Annotated in this window: 13 protein-coding genes; 6 read left to right on the top strand and 7 right to left on the bottom strand. The window is 64.8% G+C overall.

Annotation, left to right across the window (positions count from 1 at the left end; genetic code table 11):
• Positions 1-36 precede the first annotated feature (36 nt).
• Positions 37-6,189, top strand: coding sequence for a kinesin (locus FJ986_RS13425; RefSeq protein WP_140674542.1), 6,153 nt, complete (start codon positions 37-39; stop codon positions 6,187-6,189).
• A gap of 97 nt (positions 6,190-6,286) precedes the next feature.
• Positions 6,287-6,901, top strand: a complete 615-nt coding sequence (locus FJ986_RS13420; protein ID WP_140674540.1) for a 3'-5' exonuclease — start codon at positions 6,287-6,289, stop codon at positions 6,899-6,901.
• A 32-nt stretch (positions 6,902-6,933) separates the two neighbouring features.
• Here the strand turns inward: FJ986_RS13420 and FJ986_RS13415 are convergent, their stop codons facing one another.
• From FJ986_RS13415 to FJ986_RS13400, 4 genes are all read right to left on the bottom strand, one after another.
• Entirely contained in the window at positions 6,934-7,533 is a 600-nt protein-coding gene (locus tag FJ986_RS13415; RefSeq protein ID WP_224618578.1) for an ABC-type transport auxiliary lipoprotein family protein, read from the bottom strand.
• Positions 7,534-7,627: 94 nt separating this feature from the next.
• Positions 7,628-9,001: an MlaD family protein gene (locus FJ986_RS13410; RefSeq protein ID WP_140564477.1), complete on the bottom strand. Its 1,374-nt coding sequence runs from the start codon at positions 8,999-9,001 to the stop codon at positions 7,628-7,630.
• Between the two features lie 14 nt (positions 9,002-9,015).
• Positions 9,016-9,834, bottom strand: coding sequence for an ABC transporter ATP-binding protein (locus tag FJ986_RS13405; protein WP_140674538.1), 819 nt, complete (start codon positions 9,832-9,834; stop codon positions 9,016-9,018).
• Position 9,835: 1 nt separating this feature from the next.
• Positions 9,836-11,023: an ABC transporter permease gene (locus FJ986_RS13400; protein ID WP_140674536.1), complete on the bottom strand. Its 1,188-nt coding sequence runs from the start codon at positions 11,021-11,023 to the stop codon at positions 9,836-9,838.
• 77 nt (positions 11,024-11,100) lie between these two features.
• Between FJ986_RS13400 and dgcA the strand changes: the two genes are divergently transcribed.
• Positions 11,101-12,084, top strand: a complete 984-nt coding sequence (gene dgcA / locus FJ986_RS13395) for an N-acetyl-D-Glu racemase DgcA (RefSeq protein ID WP_140674534.1) — start codon at positions 11,101-11,103, stop codon at positions 12,082-12,084.
• Here dgcA and FJ986_RS13390 read toward each other — a convergent pair.
• Both FJ986_RS13390 and FJ986_RS13385 read right to left on the bottom strand, forming a co-directional pair.
• Positions 12,055-13,269: an MFS transporter gene (locus tag FJ986_RS13390; protein ID WP_140674532.1), complete on the bottom strand. Its 1,215-nt coding sequence runs from the start codon at positions 13,267-13,269 to the stop codon at positions 12,055-12,057. The genes dgcA and FJ986_RS13390 overlap by 30 nt on opposite strands.
• 129 nt (positions 13,270-13,398) lie before the next feature.
• Positions 13,399-14,214: a UDP-2,3-diacylglucosamine diphosphatase gene (locus FJ986_RS13385; protein WP_140674530.1), complete on the bottom strand. Its 816-nt coding sequence runs from the start codon at positions 14,212-14,214 to the stop codon at positions 13,399-13,401.
• 117 nt (positions 14,215-14,331) lie between these two features.
• Here FJ986_RS13385 and FJ986_RS13380 point away from each other — a divergent pair, with 117 nt between their 5' ends.
• The 3 genes from FJ986_RS13380 to FJ986_RS13370 all read left to right on the top strand — a co-directional run bounded on the left by FJ986_RS13380 (position 14,332) and on the right by FJ986_RS13370 (position 18,873).
• Positions 14,332-15,111, top strand: coding sequence for an SDR family oxidoreductase (locus FJ986_RS13380; protein ID WP_140674528.1), 780 nt, complete (start codon positions 14,332-14,334; stop codon positions 15,109-15,111).
• 162 nt (positions 15,112-15,273) lie between these two features.
• Entirely contained in the window at positions 15,274-17,598 is a 2,325-nt protein-coding gene (locus FJ986_RS13375; RefSeq protein WP_140674526.1) for an NADP-dependent malic enzyme, read from the top strand.
• A gap of 78 nt (positions 17,599-17,676) precedes the next feature.
• Entirely contained in the window at positions 17,677-18,873 is a 1,197-nt protein-coding gene (locus tag FJ986_RS13370) for a DUF2865 domain-containing protein (protein WP_140674831.1), read from the top strand.
• Here FJ986_RS13370 and gltX read toward each other — a convergent pair.
• Complete coding sequence (gltX, locus tag FJ986_RS13365) at positions 18,791-20,164, bottom strand: glutamate--tRNA ligase (protein WP_140557804.1); 1,374 nt, start codon at positions 20,162-20,164, stop codon at positions 18,791-18,793. The genes FJ986_RS13370 and gltX overlap by 83 nt on opposite strands.
• Between the last annotated feature and the right edge of the window lie 103 nt (positions 20,165-20,267).

The following is a 20,267-nucleotide window of genomic DNA, read 5'->3' as shown; positions in this document are numbered from 1 at the left end:
ATAAGCCCGCGGCAGCTAGTACAGGGTAGCGAAGGCATGGCGAAGAAAACAACGACGACCAGATCTCTGGACAACGATGTGGCCAGGGAACTCGAGAAGGCACTCGATCTCGACCTCAGCGGCGACACCGGCAGCGGCGACCTCGATATAGCGGCCTCGATGGAAGATCTGGAAGCGCAGATATCCCAGGCCGCCGACGAATTGGCGCGCGAGGGACGCAATCAGACGCAGGCACCCGTCGTCAACCAAGCCCAGGCCGCGAATCCCGCGCCAAAGACCAGACCCGCCGAACTGCGCCCCGTCGAAACACGCAATGGCGGTCAGCCCGCCGGCTTCTCGCCGGCCAATGACGATCGTCAGAAGGATTACAAGACGCTTCTGCACAGCCTCAACCGGCGCGCCTCGAACACGATCTACTGGGTTATCGCCTTCGTTTCGCTGGCCTGGATCGCCGGCGCGGGCGGATTGGCCAACCTCCTCTTCGGGCCGAGCATCTGGAGGATCCGCACGCTCGACCAGTTCTTCGCCCGTCCCGAACTGATCGGCCTTGCTGTCGCGGCCATCGTGCCGGTCATCCTGTTCTGGGCCTTCGCCGCCATGATTCGCCGCGCGCAGGACATGCGCATCGCCGCCCAGTCGATGACGGAAGTGGCCTTCCGCCTCACCGAGCCGGAAAACATGGCCCAGGATCGCGTCATGATGATCGGCCAAGCCGTCCGCCGCGAGGTGGCCGCCATGGGCGAAGGCATCGAACGCACGCTGGCCCGCGCCGTCGAACTGGAAACGCTGGTCCACAGCGAGGTCAACCAGATCGAGCGCTCCTATTCGGAAAACGAAACCCGCATCCGCTCGCTCGTCGACGGGCTCGGCAGCGAGCGCGAGGCGGTCGTCAGCCATGCGGAGCGGGTTCGCGCTTCGATCGCCGGCGCGCACGACACCCTCAAGGACGAAATCGGCGCTGCCAGCGACCTCATCCGCGACAGCATTCTCAATGCATCGACCAAACTGTCGATGACCATCACCAATTCCGGCGACACGCTTATCGACCGCATCAACGAAAGTTCGCTGTCGATCTTCGATTCGGTGGAAGGACGGCTCGACACCATAACCGACAAGCTTTCGACTTCCGGCGAGGCTTTCGCCAGCCTGCTCGACACGCGCATCGCCAAGCTGACGGACACGACAGACGGCCTGACCCGGTCGTTGACCGACCTGCTCGACGATCGCACCAACGGCATGGTGTCGCTGCTTGGTGGCGCCGCGCGCACACTCAATTCGGAATTCGAGGCCAGCCTCAACGGCATCGAGCGCACGCTCGCCGAGCGCGGCCAGGCGCTGATCAGCGAGTTCCAGACCCGCGCCGAGGCTCTCGACACCGGCACGCAGAAGCTCAACGCAGCACTCGAAGCCCGCGCCCGGCAGATCAACGAAACGCTGGTCGAACGCGCGCGCGAAATCGCCCACACCTTCGCCGAGAGCAAGGACACGCTGACGGCGATGATCGACCAGGGCAAGACCCAGATCGGCGCCGACATGGCCGATATCGTCACGTCGACCTCGTCCATGCTCGAAGCGCGCGCCAGCGATTTCGCCGGACGCATGGAAGCGGCGCGCCACGTCGTCTCGCGCTCGTTCGATGCCGATATCCAGCGGCTTGCCGATGCCCGCGTGGGCATAGAGGAAGCGGTCGAAAATCACAGCCGCAGCCTTTCCGAGAGCCGCGAGCGCATGGCGGCCGCGATGCAGGCCGATCTGGCCAAGTTCGCCGAGAGCCGTGCCGGCATCGATGCCGCGGTAACCGACCAGGTGCAGAAGCTGGCCGAAGGCCGCAGCCTGATCGCGCGCGCTCTCGAAGAAGATCTGCGCAAGGTCAACGAATCGCGCGCTGCCATCGACGCTTCGCTCGGCAGCCACCTCGAAAGGCTGGAAGAAGGTCGCAACCGGCTCTCCCAGGCTCTCAACGAAGACTCCGGAAAGCTGGTGCAAGCCCGTACAATCATTGACGAAATGGTTGCTGGGCATGTTGGCAAGCTGGCCGAGGGCCGCAACATTCTCTCGCGCGCGCTCGAAACCGACCTCGGCAAGCTCGTGGACACGCGCGCCGATATCGATGGCCTTGTCGCCGGTCAGGTCGAGAAGATCGCCGAGGGCCGCGCGGTACTCGCCAAGGCGCTGGAGAACGACATCGCCGGCATCAAGGATCTCATCGAGGCGCATTCGGCCAAACTGGCGGAAGACCGCTCGCAGCTCGGCCGTTCGCTGGAGGACGATCTGTCCAGCATACGCGGGCTGATCGAGGACCATTCGGGCCGCCTGGCCGAGGATCGCAGCCTGCTGTCGCAGACCCTCGAAGCCGACCTTGCCAAACTCGCCGAGAGCCGCTCGAGCATCGACGGCCTGGTCGCCGGTCAGGTCGAGAAACTGGCCGAAGGCCGCGATATTCTCAGGCGGGCGCTGGAATCCGACCTCAACGCGATCAAGGGCGTCATATCGAGCCAATCCGAGAGGCTGGCCGAGGACCGTGGGCAGCTGTCGCGGGTTCTCGAGGCCGACTTGCAGAACGTGAACAGCGTCATTGCCGACCACATGAACAAGCTGGTCCAGGACCGTTCGACCTTGTCGAAAGCGCTTGAGGAGGATCTCGCCAAGCTGGCCGAAAGCCGCTCGAGCATCGACGGGCTGGTGGCCGGCCAGGTCGAGAAGCTGGCCGAAGGCCGCGACATCCTGCGCCGTGCGCTGGAAGCCGATCTCAATACGATCAAGAGCACCGTCGCCGACCAGTCCCAGAAACTGGTCGAAGATCGGGGACAATTCGCCCGGGCGCTCGAAGCCGACCTCGAAAACGTCAACACTCTCGTCAACAGCCACTCCGAAAGGCTTGTCCAGGATCGTTCGGCGCTGTCGAAGGCACTCGAAGACGATCTGGAAAACGTCAACGGACTGGTCAACAGCCACTCCGAGCGGCTTGTCCAGGAGCGTTCGGTGCTGTCGAAGGCACTCGAGGACGATCTCGCCAAGCTGGCCGAAAGCCGCTCGAGCATCGACGGCCTTGTCGCCGGCCAGGTCGAGAAGCTGGCCGAAGGCCGCGACATCCTCAAGCGCGCGCTGGAGGCCGATTTGCAGAGGCTGTCGGAGAGCCGTGGCGATCTCGACGGCATCATCGCCGGACATGTCGGCAAGCTGGCCGAAGGCCGCGACGTGCTGAGCCGCGCGCTGGAAGACGATCTCGGCAGGCTCGCCGAGACCCGCAAGGATATCGATCGTTCGCTGTCGGGTCACATCGACCAGATCGCGGCCAGGAGCACCGACATCTCCGCTGCGATCGCCGCCGACGTGGACAAGATCGAGCAGGCGTTCAGTCGCCAGACCGGCATCATCGAGGAGCGTGCGGGCACCATGGAGCGTGCGCTGTCGACAGGCGTCGACAATGTGCGCAACGTGCTCGAGAAGAGCGCCGTCTTCGTGGCCGGCGCCTTGCGCGAGAAGGTCCTGGAAGTCACCAGCGTCCTGCATGAGCAGGCGGGCCAGGCCTTCTCCGATGCGGATCGCAAGATCGCCGAGCGCGCCGAGCAGACCTCGGCCGCCCTGCTGGCTCGGGCTGAAGACATCGCCCGCACCTTCGAGGAGGCGGATCGCCGTCTCCACGCCCGTGCGGAAGACACGTCGAGCGCCTTGCTTGCCCGCGCGGACGATGCGTCCAGTTCCTTGCTGGCGCGAGCCCATGAAACCGCCGATCAGCTTGCCGCCCGTGCAAGCGAAATCGCCGGCACGTTCGACGCGGCCGACCAGAAGCTGGCCGCCCGCGCCCAGGAGACCGCCGACCAGTTGGCGGCTCGGGTGAGCGAGATTGCCGGCACCTTCGACGCGGCCGACCAGAAGCTGGTTGCCCGGGCCGTCGAAACGGCACAGTCGCTAGCCGCGCGCGCCGGCGATATCCTGCGCAATTTCGAAGGCGCCGATCAGCGGCTCGGCATGCGCATCGGCGAATCGGCCGAAGCTCTTGCCGCGCGTGCAGCGGATCTCGGCCGCATCTTCGACGCCGCCGACCAGCACCTGGTCTCGCGCATCGCCGAAGGTTCGGAAGCGCTGTCAGGCCGCGCCTCCGAAATCGCCCGCATCTTCGATGATGCGGACAACCGACTGGTTTCCCGCATCGCCGCCAGCACCTCGACCATCGGCGAACATGCTGAGAGCATCGTTGGCGCCTTCACCAGCACGGAGCAGAGGGTCGCCGACCGTGCGCGCCAGACCGGCCAGGAACTGGCCGCGCATGCCCGTGAAATCGAGCAGGCGCTCGCCGGCGCCGACGAGCGGCTCGCATCGACCGCGGCAACGGCTGCTGCCCGCGTCGAAGAGCAGATCGCCAGCGTCGAGAACCGGCTAGCCCATACCGCCGAGACGATGGGCCAGAAGCTCAGCGAGCAGGTGTCGAGCGCCGAAGCGCAACTCGTGTCGCGCGCCAATGTCATCGCGGAGACCTTCACCGCAGTCGGCCAGCATATCGGCCAGAGCACCAACGACGCCGCCAAGACGATCGGCGCCAACACCCGCGAGCTCAACACCATGCTCGCGGCACGGTCGGCGGAGATGTCGAAGATCCTCGACGAGACCGCGCGGCCGCTGGTCGAGCGTTTCGCCCAGGGCGGCTCGGAACTGCAAAAGAGCATGGAAGAGGTCACCGAACGTGCCGCCGAGAAGCTGCGCAGCGAAAACGCAGCCCTCGTCAACGCGCTCGCCAGCCGCACCGCCGAGACCCTTTCGGCGGTCGAAGGTGCCCGCTCGTCGCTATCCGACAGTGTCGCCGACCTGATCGGCCGAATGACCACGTCGAGCGCGCAGCTCGGTCAGCTGATCGAACAGGCCGCGGCCAATCTCGGCCAGGTCGACGAACGCCTGACCGGCAGCACGCAAAGCTTCGCGGCAACTACCGAGAAAGCGGCGCAGACCTTCGCCAGCTCGGCAAGGCTGGTCGATTCGAACACGACAAGGCTGACGGAACTGTCGTCGTCGACCTTGCGCGAGGTCGCGTCGATCGCCACCAAGTTCGATGAACACAGCCGCCTGCTCGCCGGTGCTTCGGACCTCCTGAGCTCGGCCCAGAGCAACCTCGAACACACGCTCGAAAGGCAGTCTTCGCTTGAGGATCTCGCTGTCGGCCTGGTCAAGAAGTCGGAAGATCTCGAAAGGGTCATGCGCTCGTTCGAGAATCTGGTCGGCCAGACGCTGCAAAATGCGGAAGGCAGGACGCTGGAATCGGCCGACAAGATCCGCAACGCCATCACCGACGTCGTCGATTCGGCGACCAAGCGCTTCTCCGACGCGACCGAGGAGATGCGCCGCACCGCCGGCGCCATCAAGAGCGAGCTCGACCTCACCCGCGCCGAGCTCAAGAAGGGCGTCATCGAGATGCCGGAAGAGGCCAAGGAATCGACATCGGCCATCCGCCGCGCGGTTTCCGAGCAGATCAACGCCCTGAAGGAGCTTTCGGACATCGTTGCGAAGTCCGGCCGCAGTGGTGGAGAGCCCTTGGAATCGCGCAATCTGCGCCCGGCGCCGCAAGCCCCGGCAGCGCCCCGCGCGGCAGAGCCGCCGCGCCGCGCTCCCGCGCCACAGCCGGAACTTCGCGCGCCGCAGGCGCCGGCGGGCGGCACGGCGCTACGCGGCGCGCTTGACCTGGAGCGCCCCGCCGACACGGCGCCGCGCCAGCGTCCCGACGCCGGTGCCCGCACGCAACAGGGCGGCTGGGTGCGCGATCTCCTGAGCGGGGCGTCACGCGAGGACGAAGCCAAGCCGGCAACACCCGCCGAAGCACCGCGCGCCGCCCCTGCCCAGCGCTCGCCGCTTCACGTCGTGGAATCGCTGAACTCGCTGTCCGTCGACATCGCACGGGCCATCGATCACGATGCGTCGATCGAACTGTGGAACCGGTACCGACGCGGCGAGCGTGACGTGTTCACGCGGCGGCTCTATACGTTGAAGGGCCAGCAGACGTTCGACGAGATCCGTCGCAAGTACCAGACGGAGGCAGAGTTCCGCGCCGCCGTCGACCGCTATTGCGATGATTTCGAGAAGCTGCTGAAGGACGTGTCGCGCAACGACCGCGACAACATCATGGCGCAGACCTACCTGACCTCGGATACAGGCAAGGTCTACACCATGCTGGCCCACGCCAGCGGCCGCCTGCACTAGGCAGCGGCAGACAGCCAATGAAAAAAGGCGGGGGACTTGTCTCCCGCCTTTTGGCTTGGAAGGGTGGACGTCGCATCCGGAACTGGATCTCTGACTTGTGAAGACGGCGATCATATTCGACTGCGAGTTTCTTTGCCTTGAGGGCTCGCAACGCAGATTCTGGTGCGCGGCCCACGATCCCGACCCGGTCATCGCGCAGATCGGCGCGGTCAGGCTTGGGCTCGAAGACGACTTTCCCGTCCTGGGCACGCACAAGGCCTATGTCAGACCGATCGACCGGTTTGGCAGGAGATACGCGCTCGACCCTTTCTTCACCGAACTGACTGGCATCACAGAAGAAAAGCTGGAGATCGAGGGGGTCGCGCTAGGAGAAGCCCTTGTTGACATCGATCGTTTCTCGGGTGGGGCGCGATTCTGGTCCTGGGGCAAGGACGAACTGAACATGATAGCCATCAGCTGCTATATCGCAGGCATTCCTGCTCCCTTCCCGGCGGCCCGCTTTGACAATGCCGTAAAGCTGCTGATCTCGGCCGGGATGCCGATCGAGGACCTGGCAAGGACGCCGAGCAACAAGCTTGCCGACTATTATGGCGTTCAACACCCGCCATTGCAGGGACACGATGCGCTCGATGACGCGCTGTCCGTAACCTACACCCTGCAGCACCTGATGAAGGCCGGAAAGCTGCGGCCGGACGCCTTCGACCGCTTGTAGCCTGGTGGCTGGCGCCCGCCCGGGATCGCCGCTCAGACCGCCGAATCGGTCCAGCGCACGATCTGTTTGGCCGCGTCGCCGAAAGCAGCATCGAGCGCGCCGACATAGCCTTGGTTGCCGCTGCCCGAGACGGGCGCGGTCGCCGTAAAGCTCTTGGACGCACGCACCTCGCCGTTGCGGTCGTTGAGGATGCGCACGAACAGGTCGACCTCGGCATGATCGCCGCCGTCGACACGGACTTCGAACGAACGGATCTCGACGATGACCTGGTAATCGATCGCCAGTCCCTCGCCCGGCTTGCCCACGCCGGCGAAGCTGCCCGAGCGCTGGAACGTCTCGGCCAGCCGAGCCTGCACGATCAGCGGCAGCCGGTCCGCCCATTGCGCGCCCTTGAGGTACTGGATCGAGCGCGGGGACGGTTTTATGACGATGTTCTGGCTGTCCAGCGCCTTGAGCGCGGATGGCTGGGCGATCAGGATCTGGCGGCGGCTGTGGCCATGCGCCTCGACCGACGGCGCCGACAGTTCGAACGTGTCAAGCGGCGCAGGCCCGCCGCCCGGCAGCGCGGCACAACCGGCAAGGGTCAAGGCAAGCAAGGCCACGCCCGATCTGAACACAATCGTCGACTTCACGCGCGATCCCTGCTGTCCCCGGCCTCACTATCCCTGGATTGTAACAACAACCCGCGGATGCAGACACTGTTTCTGCGGCGAGCCGAGACCGAAGTCAACGCCGCGCCCTGCCATCGTACTGCCGAACCTCGCCCTCGCCGCCCGACAGGATGCGCTGCGGATTGCGGCTGAGGTCGGTAACCGCCTCCTCGATGCGGCTGATTGAACGGCGGCTGTCCTGAACCAGCGCCTCGACATTCGAAAGGCCCTGGCCGGAGAACCGGGCTATATTGTCGGTGATGACGCCAAGCCGCGAATTCAGCGTATCGGCAACCTGCTTGAACGACCTCAGCGTGTCCCTGGCGTCCGCCATCACGCCGTCCGCCTGCCCCGAACCGAGCAGCTTGTCGACTTTGGCCAGGATGCCGTCGACGCGCACCGAGGCGTCGTTGAGCCGTTGCGCGAGCTGCCTTGCATCCTTGATCGTCTCGTCTATGTCGTCCGCCCGGTTCGCGAATTTGCCGGTCACCTCGGCGATGTCCGAGGCGGCCTTGTCGGCGCTTTCGCTTGCCTTCTGGATGTTCGCCAGCGCCGTGCGCACTTGCGCCGGATCGATGCCGTCGAGCACGCCGTCGACCTTGGCGAGCGTACCTTGCGTCTGCTTGGCGAAATCATTGACCGATCCCACGGCCGTATCGACATTCCTGATCACCCCATCGAGCTGTTTGGACGTTTCCTTGAGGTTGCCGGTCACCGTATCGACATTGGCGACGATGCTCTTGATCTTGTCCTTGTCGACCGCATTGAGCAGCCCTTCGGCCGCCTTCAGCGTGCCGTCGAGCTTGCCGGAGACGCCCTTCAGCTCATCGGACAGCGCGCTGACCGCGGACAGGAACTTGTCGACGCCATCGGAATTCCTGGCCAGCGCGTCGGAGAACGTCTGCACATTCTGCACGGTCTGCGTCAGCGGCCCGCGCACATCCTTGGTGAACCCCTCCAGCTGCGTCAGTACCGTGTCGGCGCGCGTGAAGATGTTCTGCGCCGTCTGCAAAAGATTGGTCACCGCCGACGGGTTGGCCACGATCTCGGCGACCTTGCCTTCCTTCTCGGCCTGGTCGAGAAGTTTTACTTCCTTGGGGTCGGCGCCCTTGAGTTCGATATTGGCCTGTCCGGTCAGGCCCGCCAGGCCGATATCGGCCTGCGTCGATTTGGTGATCGGCGTCATGCGGTCGATCTCGGTGTCGGCGATTGCGACCGTCGGATTGTCGACATCGATATAGACGCGCCTGACGTCGCCGACCTTGACGCCGTTGAACAGCACGAAGCTGCCGCGGCCAAGTCCGGAAGCCGAGCCCGGTATACGCACGCGCAACAACGTGGTCTCGCCTTTGTCGCCGATCGCCGCCGTCCAATAGACGAAGCCGAACGCCGCCAGGATCGCCACCAGCGTGAAGATGCCGACAATAACGTAGTTGGCTCTGGTTTCCATTGCTTCACTTATGGCTATGCGCGCGCGGCAAGATCAAGTTGCCGGGCTCGTTTTCCGCGGAAATACGATTTTACCCACGGTTCTTCACTCTTCAGCATGTCGTCGATGGTGCCTTCGACCAGCACTTTCTTCTTGCCGAGCACGGCGACGCGGTCGCAGGCGGTGAAAAGCGTGTCGAGATCGTGGGTCACCATGTAGACGGTCAGGTCCATCGTATCCCGCAGCTTGACCACCAGCTCGTCGAATTCCGCCGCGCTGATCGGATCGAGGCCCGAGGTCGGCTCATCGAGGAAGACGATGTCGGGATCGAGCGCCAGCGCGCGAGCCAGTGCCGCGCGCTTGATCATGCCGCCCGACAGCTCGGACGGGAATTTCTGCGCCGCGTCCGGCGGCAGCCCGACCAGTTCGACCTTGAGCATCGCCAGTTCGTCCATCAGCTTGCGCGGCAGGTCGAGATATTCGCGCATCGGCACCTGGACGTTTTCCAGCACCGTCAGCGCCGAGAACAGCGCGCCGTGCTGGAACAGCACCCCAAGGCGCATGTCGATGCGCAGCCGTTCGGCATCGTCGGCCTTTTCGATATCCACGCCGAACAGCTTGATCGTGCCGGACTGCTTGCGCGTCAAACCAAGGATGGTGCGCAGCAGAACTGATTTGCCGGCGCCCGAAGCGCCGACGAAACCGAGGATCTCGCCGCGCCAGATATCGAGCGACAGTTTGTCGAGGATCAGGTTGTCGCCGAAGGAAACGGTGATGTCACGCGCCGAAAGCACGACCTCGCTGTCATCCGCGCCCTCCTTGGCCCTGGTCTCGATGCCGTTTCCCATCGCCATTTCAGAACTCGATCGCTGCATAGAACATGGCGAAAAGCCCGTCGAGGATGATGACGACGAAGATCGATTTCACCACCGAGGCGGTCACGTGCTGACCAAGCGATTCGGCGCTGCCGCCGACCTTCATGCCCTCGACCGAGGCGATGGTGCCGATGATCATGGCCATGAACGGCGCCTTGATCAGGCCGGCGAAAATGGTGCTGAGGTCGATGGCGACGCGCAGCCGGTCGATGAAGGCGGCGGGTGCGATGTCGGAATAGAGCCAAGCCGCGAGAATACCGCCACCGAGTGCGGCAAAATTGGCGATGATGGTCAGGCAAGGCAGGGCGATCACCAGCGCAACCAGGCGCGGAAAGACCAGCACGCCGATGGGGTTGAGCCCGATGACCTTCAGCGCATCCACTTCCTCGCGCATCTTCATCGAGCCAATTTCGGCGGTGATGGCGCTGCCCGAGCGGCCGGCGATCATGATTGCCGTCATCAGCACGCCGAGTTCGCGCAGGATCAGCACGCCGACGAGGTCGACGACGAAGATGTCGGCGCCGAAATAGCTGAGCTGGTAGGCGCCCTGCTGGGCAACGATGGCGCCGACGATCGCCGACATCAGCACCACCACTGGAATGGCTCCGACGCCCATGCGGTCGATCTGGTTGAAGATCGCCGCCGGATTGACGGCATGGCCGCGGCCGAGCTTCATCTGCGCGCCACGGATCGTGGCGCCCAGTATGTTCATCGAGGCGAGAAAATCGTCGCGCATTTCGTAGACGCGGCGGCCAACCGCCTCCAGCGTGCGAATGACGATGTTGGGCGGCCCGGCCGGCCCCGATTCGGGCTCGCGCCGCACCGCATCGCCGACCGCGCCGAGCAGGATCGAGGCGACGTCGCTCTGGCCCTGCAGCCTGACCTCGACGCCTTTCTTCTCGAAAGCGCTGACCAGGCGGTCGATCAGCCAGGCGCCGGCGGTGTCGATCTTCTCGATGTGCGAAAGATCGAGCGCCAAAGTCTTGAAACCGCTCCGTTTCTCGATTTTGCGCATCTCTGCGTCGATCGCGGCCACGGTGCGCGTCGTCCAGATTCCCGAGAAGGCGCAGCCGAGAACGCCTGCTTCCTCACCGACAGACACGCGCGGTTCGTGGTCAGCCTCCGAGGCGGTCTTGCCGCTTGCGTCGCGCTTGCCGATGGTCAACATGGCGTCCTGTTTAGCCTGACGGGTCCGGCCTTGTCGATTTGCCGACGACCCTTCTCGCACAGCCGGAGCAGAAAATTATGGCGCGTGTCATTTCGGTCGAGGCCGAGCGTTTTCCAATCGCCGGCACCTTCACCATTTCGCGTGGTTCGAAGACCGAAGCCGAAGTGATCACCTGCACGATCAGCGAAGGCGATTACACGGGCCGTGGCGAATGCGTGCCGTACAAACGCTATGGCGAGACCATGGATGGGGTTCGCGCCGCGATAGAGGCCATGCGCGGGCAAATCTCCGCTGGCATCGAGCGGACAGCCCTGCTCGGCGCCATGCCGGCAGGCGCGGCGCGCAACGCCATCGATTGCGCCTTGTGGGACCTGGAAGCCAAGATCAGCGGCAAGGCGGTGGCGGACGTAGTCTGGCCGGCTCCTTTGCATCAGCTCGAGACGGCCTACACGCTGTCGCTGGGCGAACCCGAGGCGATGGCGGCGCAGGCCCGTGCCAATGCGGCGCGGCCGCTGCTCAAGGTCAAGATCGGCGGCGACAACGACATTGCGCGCATCCGCGCGGTCCGGCAGGCCGCGCCCGGCAGCCGCATCATCCTCGACGCCAACGAGGGCTGGAACGACGACACCATCGCCGCGAACCTCGCCTTTGCCGCCGAGCAAGGCATCGCGCTTATCGAACAGCCGCTGCCGGCGGGCCGTGACGGCATCCTGCGCCACATCGCCCATCCGGTGCCGATCTGCGCGGACGAGAGCGTGCATGAGGCGGGGGATCTGGCCGCGCTCGCCGGTCTCTACGATGCCGTCAACATCAAGCTCGACAAGTCGGGCGGGCTGACGGCAGCGCTCGTGCTGCGCGACCGCGCCCGTGAACTGGGTTTCGGCGTCATGGTCGGCTGCATGGTCGGCACGTCGCTGGCGATGGCGCCGGCGGTGCTGCTCGCCCAGGATGCCGACTTCGTCGACCTCGACGGACCGCTGCTGCTTGCGCGGGATCGTGTGCCCGGCCTCGCCTATGAGGGATCGCTGGTTTCACCGCCCGATCCGGCGCTTTGGGGCTGAGCGCGCCGCGAGCCCGACCAGCACCAGGCCGATGATCGCGATCGGGATCATGGCCAGGAAGCCGTCGACCCCAAAACGGTCGTAGAGCGGGCCGGAGGCGAGCGTCACCGCCGCCATGAAGAAGCCGTTGAAAAAATAGGCGATGCCTTGTGCGGCACCCGTGCGCTCTTCCGAGACCGTTTCGCCGATCATTTTCTGCAGGCCGATCAGCACCATGGCCACCGACACCGAATGCAGGGTCTGGACGCCGAAAAACCCGGCGACGCCGAGGCCAAGCGGCCAGATCAGCGGAAAGGCGATCCAGCGCACGACCGCACCGATGCCGGCAATCACCATCACCCTGACGACCGATACCGAGGCGAAAATGCGGTTGAAAAACACGAACATGCAGACCTCGGACACCACACCCCAGGCCCACAGAAGCCCGACGACGGTGTCGCCGATGCCGATCGACTTCCAGTAGATCGACACGAAGCCGTAAAGGAAGGCGTGGCTGGCGGTGAGGATGCCGACCCCGAGGGTGAAATAGACGAAATAGGCATTGAAGAGGCTCGGCGCCGAATGCTGGATCTCCGCGGCCGAAAGCGGTGAGGCAAGGCGGGGCCGCCCAAGGCGCGGCGCAAGCAGCGCGGCAACGAGCGCGGCACCCAGTGCCGCGAAAATGATCGCCGGGACGGCTTGGGCCCCTGCCGCGGTCAGGATGAAACCACCGGCCACGTTGGCGCAGAGATACGAGATCGAACCCCACTTGCGCATGCTGGTGTAGTTGGAGCCGAAGCGGCGCACGCCCGAAAGCGCGAGCGAATCGGCCATCGGCGAATGCGGTGTCCATACGATCGTCAGCGCCAGCGACACCGCAAGCACGACGGCGTAGGAGGCCGGCAGAAAATAGCCGGCGGAAATGATCATCGATGCCGCGACGAGCGCGATATAGACGTCGGCGCGGTCCCTCGCCCGGTCCGCGAGCGCGGTGAGCAGCGGCGTCGTCACGACGCGCAGGAACATCGGAGCCGCCAGGATGACGGCGATCTGCTCGGCGTGAAAACCTTTCGCCTGCAGCCACAGCGGGAAGTAGGGCAGATGCGTGCCCTGCGACACGAACAATGTCGCGAAGATCAGGCTCATGCGCAGTTCGAAATGGCGTGGTTTGACGAGCTGTTCGGGTGAAAGCGGCGGCAGCGGCATGAATCGATCCAATAACGCTGCCGCCCACGAACGGCGAGCAGTGTGGATTGACCCTTAACATGAGGAAAAACCGGACGAAACCGATTGGCCTAATCGATTAACACCGGAATCTGTGCCTGGCACCCGCAGTCAGGCGGCCTGCACCACCCGGTCCTCGATCAGCATCGGGATGAAGGGTTCGTCCGGCGCGTCGGGCAAGACATGCGCCCAGGTCAGGATTTCCATCCGGCCGTCGAAATGTTCGACCACCGCCGTGCAGCTTTCCACCCAGTCGCCGGTGTTGATGTACTGGACGTCGCCATAGCTTTCGATCGCGGCATGATGGATATGGCCGCATATGACGCCGTCGACATGCGAGCGCCGCGCCTCGTCGCTGAGCACCGTCTGGAACGAGCCGATGAAGTTCACCGCCTTCTTGACCTTGACCTTGGCCCAGGACGAAAACGACCAGTAAGGCAGGCCGAGCAGCTGGCGCAGCCGCGTGATCACACGGTTGACCTGCATGGCGGCGTCGTAGGCATGGTCGCCGAGATAGGCGAGCCAGCGCTGATTGTGCACGACCGTGTCGAACTGGTCGCCATGGATGACGAGCAGCCGCCTGCCGTCGGCGGTTTCGTGAATGGCGCGGTCGGCGACGACGATGCCGCCGAAATGCACGCCCTGGAACTGGCGGGCGAATTCGTCGTGGTTGCCGGCGATGTAGGTGATGGTGGCGCCCTTGCGCGCCTTGCGCAGCAATTTCTGCACGACGTCATTGTGGCTCTGCGGCCAGTGCCAACTGCGCCTCAGGCGCCAGCCATCGACGATATCGCCGACGAGATAAATGATGTCGGCATCGTGATGTCTAAGGAAATCGATCAGGAAATCGGCCTTTGCCGCCTTCGACCCGAGATGGACGTCGGAGATGAACATGCTGCGGAACGTGCGGGGCTCTTGGCCGGACATCGCGAATTCACCGTTGCTTTCGCGAGCCTATGCCCCGATTCATGCAACAACCGTATGACGGTTGCGATTGGTCCAGCCCAAGAGCTAGCCTGCCGGCGAATCACAGGAGAAATCGTCATGGATCTCGGTATCCGCGGAAAGAAGGCCATCGTCTGCGCTTCGAGCAAAGGGCTCGGAAAAGGCTGCGCCATGGCTCTGGCCGAGGCCGGCTGTGACATTGTCGTCAACGGGCGCAACGCCGAGCTGGTGGCCAAAACCGCTGCGGAGCTGCGCGAGCGTTACGGCGTGACCGTCACGGAAGTCGTCGGCGATGTATCGAAGCCCGAGGTGCAGAAGGCGCTTCTCGCCGCCTGTCCCCAACCCGACATCCTCGTCAACAACAATGGCGGCCCGCCGCTGCGCGATTTCCGCGAGCTCGATCGTGCCAAGATGCTCGAAGGCGTGACCCAGAACATGGTGACGCCGATCGAGCTGGTGCAGGCGGTGATCGACGGCATGGCCGTGCGCGGTTTCGGCCGCATCGTCAACATCACTTCGCTATCGGTCTATGTCCCCATCCCCGGCCTTGATCTGTCGTCCGGCGCGCGCGCCGGCCTGACCTCCTTTCTTGCCGGCGTGGCGCGCACGGTGATCGACCGCAACGTGACCATCAACAGCCTGCTGCCCGGCAAGCTGGATACCGACCGGCTGCGCGGTCCGCACGAGGCCGGCAGCGTTGAAGACCCGACCGCGGCAGCCGCCCGCAAGGCGCGCATCAGTGCCGACGTGCCGGCCAAGCGGCTCGGCACGCCGGAGGAGTTCGGCCAGATCTGTGCCTTCCTGTGCTCGGTCCATGCCGGCTACCTGACCGGCCAGAACATACCGGTGGACGGCGGCCTCTATGTCAGCGCCTTCTGAGACCCGGTAGCGCCGGCGCCGAAGAAATTCCGCTCAAGCCATTGAAATAAATCGCTTATCCCGGCTTCGTCGATGTGAATGGCGATTGCGTCATTTGGCGTCGCGAAAAACCTCGGCTGCATGCTAAGAAGGCGGCACGCAGGATCGCAGGGAGGCCCCGGAATGGACGGCGAGAGCAAGAAAACGGCACGTTCGGACCTCGACGAAGCCGCGCTCTACTTCCACAAGCACCCGACGCCGGGCAAGCTCGAAATCCAGGCCACCAAGCCGCTCGGCAACCAGCGCGACCTGGCGCTCGCCTATTCGCCGGGCGTGGCGGCCCCTTGCCTCGAAATCCGCGACGATCCGGCGACCGCGGCCGACTACACGGCGCGCGCCAATCTGGTCGGCGTCGTTTCCAACGGCTCGGCCGTGCTCGGCCTGGGCAATATCGGCCCGCTCGCTTCGAAGCCGGTCATGGAAGGCAAGGCGGTCCTGTTCAAGAAATTCGCCGGCATCGACGTCTTCGACATCGAGATCGACGCGCCCGAGATCGAGCGCATGGTCGAAACGGTGGCGGCGCTGGAACCGACCTTCGGCGGCATCAACCTCGAGGACATCAAGGCGCCGGAATGCTTCGAGGTCGAAGAGCGACTGAAGGCCCGGATGGGCATACCGGTTTTCCATGACGACCAGCACGGCACCGCCATCATCGTCGCCGCCGCAGTGCTCAACGGCCTGGAATTCGCCGGCAAAACCATTGCCGACATCAAGATCGTCACTTCGGGCGCCGGCGCGGCGGCATTGGCCTGCCTCAACCTGCTGGTCTCGCTCGGCGCCAAGGTCGAGAACATCTGGGTCACCGACCGGTTCGGCGTTGCCTACAAGGGCCGCACCGACGAGATGGACCGCTGGAAAGATCCTTATGTGAAGGACACGGAGGCACGCACGCTGGCCGACGTCATATCGGGCGCCGACGTGTTCCTCGGGCTTTCGGCCGCCGGCGTGCTGAAGCCGGAATTGCTCCAGCACATGGCGCCGAAGCCTTTGATCCTGGCGCTGGCCAATCCCAATCCGGAAATCATGCCGGAAGTGGCGCGGGCGGCGCGCCCCGACGCGATGATCTGCACGGGCCGGTCCGATTTTCCAAATCAGGTCAACAACGTACTGTGTTTTCCTTACATCTTCCGCGGCGCGCTGGACTGTGGCGCCAGCGCCATCAATGAGGAGATGAAGATGGCCGCGGTGCGGGCCATCGCCGCCCTTGCCCGCGAAGAACCTTCGGATGTCGCCGCGCGCGCCTATTCCGGCGAGACGCCGGTGTTCGGACCCGAATTCCTGATCCCCTCGCCCTTCGATCCGCGCCTCATCCTGCGCATCGCCCCGGCCGTCGCCAGGGCGGCCTGCGACACCGGTGTCGCGACAAGGCCGATCAGCGACTTCTCCGCCTATATCGACAAGCTCAACCGCTTCGTCTTCCGCTCCGGCCTGGTGATGAAGCCGGTGTTCTCGTCGGCCAAGGCGTCGAGTGCCAAGCGCGTCATCTACGCCGACGGCGAGGACGAGCGCGTGCTGCGCGCCGCGCAGGTGGTTTTGGAGGAAGGCATCGCCGAGCCGATCCTGATCGGCCGTCCGCACGTCATCGAGGTGCGATTGAAGCGCTACGGACTGCGCATCAAGCCCGGCGTCGACTTCGGCCTGATCAACCCGGAGGACGATCCGCGCTACCGCCATTACGTCGACCTCCTGATCGAGCTGGCCGGCCGGCGCGGCGTGACGACGGAGGCCGCGCGCACCATGGTGCGCACCGACAACACGGTGATCGCGGCCCTCGCATTGAAGCGCGGCGACGCCGACGCCATGGTCTGCGGCCTCGAAGGGCGTTTCGAGCGGCACCTGCGCAACGTCACGCTGATCATCGGGCCACGAACCGGCATCAAGGACCGGGATCTGTCGACGCTGTCCATGCTGATCTCGCAACGCGGCATCATCTTCCTGACCGACACCCACGTTTCCGTCGACCCCACCGCCGACGAGATCGCCGAAATGACCGTGCTGGCGGCCGAGGAAATCCAGCGCTTCGGCATCGAGCCCAAGGCGGCGCTGCTGTCGCATTCGGATTTCGGCTCGCGCGATTCGCCGAGTGCGCTCAAGATGCGGCAGGCGGCGGCGATCCTGGCGCGCATCGCGCCCGAGCTGCAATGCGACGGCGAGATGCATGCCGATTCCGCGCTGTCGGAACATCTGCGCCAGCGCGTCTATCCGCATTCGCGTCTGAAGGGCGAAGCCAATCTCCTGGTGTTCCCCAACCTCGATTCCGCCAACATCACGCTGACAGCGCTCAGGACCATGATGGATGCCCTGCATGTCGGCCCGATCCTGCTCGGCACTGACAAGCCGGCGCATATCCTGACGCCCTCGGTGACCTCGCGCGGCGTCGTCAACATGACAGCGCTTGCGGTGGTCGAGGCCGCCCACAAGGCGCAGGCTGTCGTCGATCTGGGCTGAACGCCGATTCGGGGGTAAACTGCGGTTTAACCACGAGCACGTAGCGTGCGGCGGAACAATCAGGCGGGTTTCGGGCGGATGATGGGCGAAGGGTGGAAGCAGGCGCATCTTGCCGTGCTGCTTGGCCTGCTGCTTTCGGGCGCCGCCGTCTCCGAGCCGCAGGCTGCCTCGCGTATCTGCCGCCAGCTCGAGGCCGATCTTGCCGCGACTTCGCGCGGCAGTGGCGGTCCGGCCCTGATCCGGAAATATGATGCCGCGATCGACCGGCAACGCGAGCAGATTTCAAAGGCGCGCGGCCAGTCCAGCAGCGCCGGCTGCGGCTTCTCCCTGTTCAGCCGCAATGTCAGCCAATGCGCCGGGTTCAACGCCACCATCGAGCGCATGAACGCCAATCTCGATAGCTTGCAGGCCAAGCGCGCCCGCCTCGCCGGCGGCGGTTCACGGCGTGATCGCGCACGCATCCTGGCCGCGCTCGACACCAATGGCTGCCGCGGGGACGCGGTGGCGCCGCGCCGCGAACCTCCGCGCGAAGCGAAACGGGAACAAGGCAACGGCAATCTGTTCGACCAGCTGTTCGGCGGCGACACACGCCGGCTCGATACGCTCGACCAGTCTGACGATCCCGGTGAAGAGCGCAATGTCCGCCGCGTGCCAGGCCGGTCCGGCATACCGGACTTTCCGGGCGTCGGCGGCGAGTTCCGTACCACCTGCGTGCGCACCTGCGACGGCTACTTCTTCCCGATGTCCAATGCCGCCTCGGTCGGCGATTTCGAGCGCGACCAGAAGAACTGCGAATCGAGCTGTCCCGGCACCGAGATCCAGGTCTTCTATTCGCGCGGCATGGGCGACGATTCGGCCGACATGACATCGTCTGTCACCGGCCGGCCCTACAGCGAGCTGCCGACGGCCTATCTTTACAAGCAACCCAATGTGTCGCGGCCGCCGGCCTGCGGCTGCAACGCCGCGCAGAACTTCCAGATCATCGGCGGCAATCCGCCAAGCCAGCAACAGTCGCGGCCGCGAACGGAGGGCGCCCCGTTCATTCCGGTGCCTGCCTCCAAACCCGATCCAGGTGCCGATCCCGAGACGCTGGCAAACGCCGCCGGCGGGCTGGACCGCGACACCATCAAGCGGCTTGCGGTCAAACCGGTCACATCGCCGGTCTCGGTGTTGCCGCCGGAACAGCGGAAGGTCAGGGTCGTCGGGCCAACGTTCCTTCCCGACCCATCAGCGGCAATAGATCTGCAAGCTCCGGTCCCGAAGTCAGTCCGGTAAGGGCGAGCCTCAGCGGCATGAACAGCGCCTTGCCCTTGCGGCCGGTCGCTTCCCTGATCCTGGCCGTCCAGTCCTTCCAGACGGTCCCGTTCCAAGGCTCCTCGGGCAGCAGATCGATGGCCTGGTGAAGAAAATCTCGATCGGCGTCGGAAAATTCCGGCTTCTCCTGCGGCCCTTCGCGCAGGATGCGCCACCAGCCGACAGCATCGGCCAGCCTGTCGAGATTGCCGCGCACAGCCAGCCAGAACGGTTCCGCCTGCTCGCCCGATATGCCGAGCACCACCAGCCGATTCTGCGCTTCGGAGAACGGCATTTGGTGCAGCAGCGTCCGGTTGAGCACGAAAAGCTCGTCCGGGTCGAACTTTGCCGCCGACTTCGAGGTCGCAGCCGGGTCGAAACGGCTGGCGAGTTCGGCCAGGTCGTGCGCGGCGGCGACATTCTCCGACGTGCCGACGAGCACGGCCAGCGATGCGACCGCCATCGGCTCGATGCCGTCCTCGCGCAGGCTTTCGATGGAGAGTGCGCCGGTGCGCTTCGACAGCCCCTCGCCCGAAACGGTGGTCAGCAGATTGTGGTGGCCGAATTCCGGCGGCTCGGCGCCCAGCGCCCGGAACAGCGCGATCTGCACGCCGGTGTTGGTGACGTGGTCGTCGCCGCGGATTACATGGCTGACGCCCATCTCGATATCGTCGACAACGGATGGCAGCGTATAGAGATAGGTGCCGTCCTCGCGCACCAGCACCGGGTCCGACAGCGAGGCGAGATCGACGGTTTCCTGCCCGCGCACCAGGTCGTTCCAATGGATTTCGGTGCGCTCCGGCTGCTGCGGATCGCCGGTGAAATTGGGCAGCAGGAAGCGCCAGTGCGGCCGGCGGCCATCGGCCTGATATTCGGCGATCTGTTCCGACGTCAGCGTCAGCGCCTCGCGGCCATAGACCGGCGGCAGGCCGCGCGTACGGCGCACCTTGCGCCTGAGGTCGAGCTCCTCCGGTGTTTCATAGCAGGCATAGAGAACGCCCGCCGCCTTCAGCCGCTCGACCGCCGCGTCATAGATCTCGAAGCGACGCGACTGGTATTCGGTGGTGTCGGGAAAGATGCCAAGCCAATGCAGGTCGTAAAGGATGGCGTCGGAAAATTCCTGCTTCGAGCGCGCGACATCGGTGTCGTCGAAGCGCTGGATGAAGCGCCCCTTATGGTTCATGGCGAACAGCCAGTTGAACAGGGCGGTGCGCGCATTGCCGATATGGATGCGGCCTGTCGGCGAAGGGGCGAAACGAACGGTAACTGTCATGAGCGGGGCGTACCGGATGCTTTTGTGATTGACAAGACGCGCCCCCGTGCCGTGCCGCAGACATAGAACATGGCGCAAGCAATGAAAAGACTTGGCGGACGCG

The sequence above is a fragment of the Mesorhizobium sp. B1-1-1 genome (assembly GCF_006442955.1).
Lineage (GTDB): Bacteria > Pseudomonadota > Alphaproteobacteria > Rhizobiales > Rhizobiaceae > Mesorhizobium.
The sequence above is the reverse complement of the archived record's forward strand: the minus strand, read 5'-3'. Positions and strand labels throughout refer to the sequence as shown.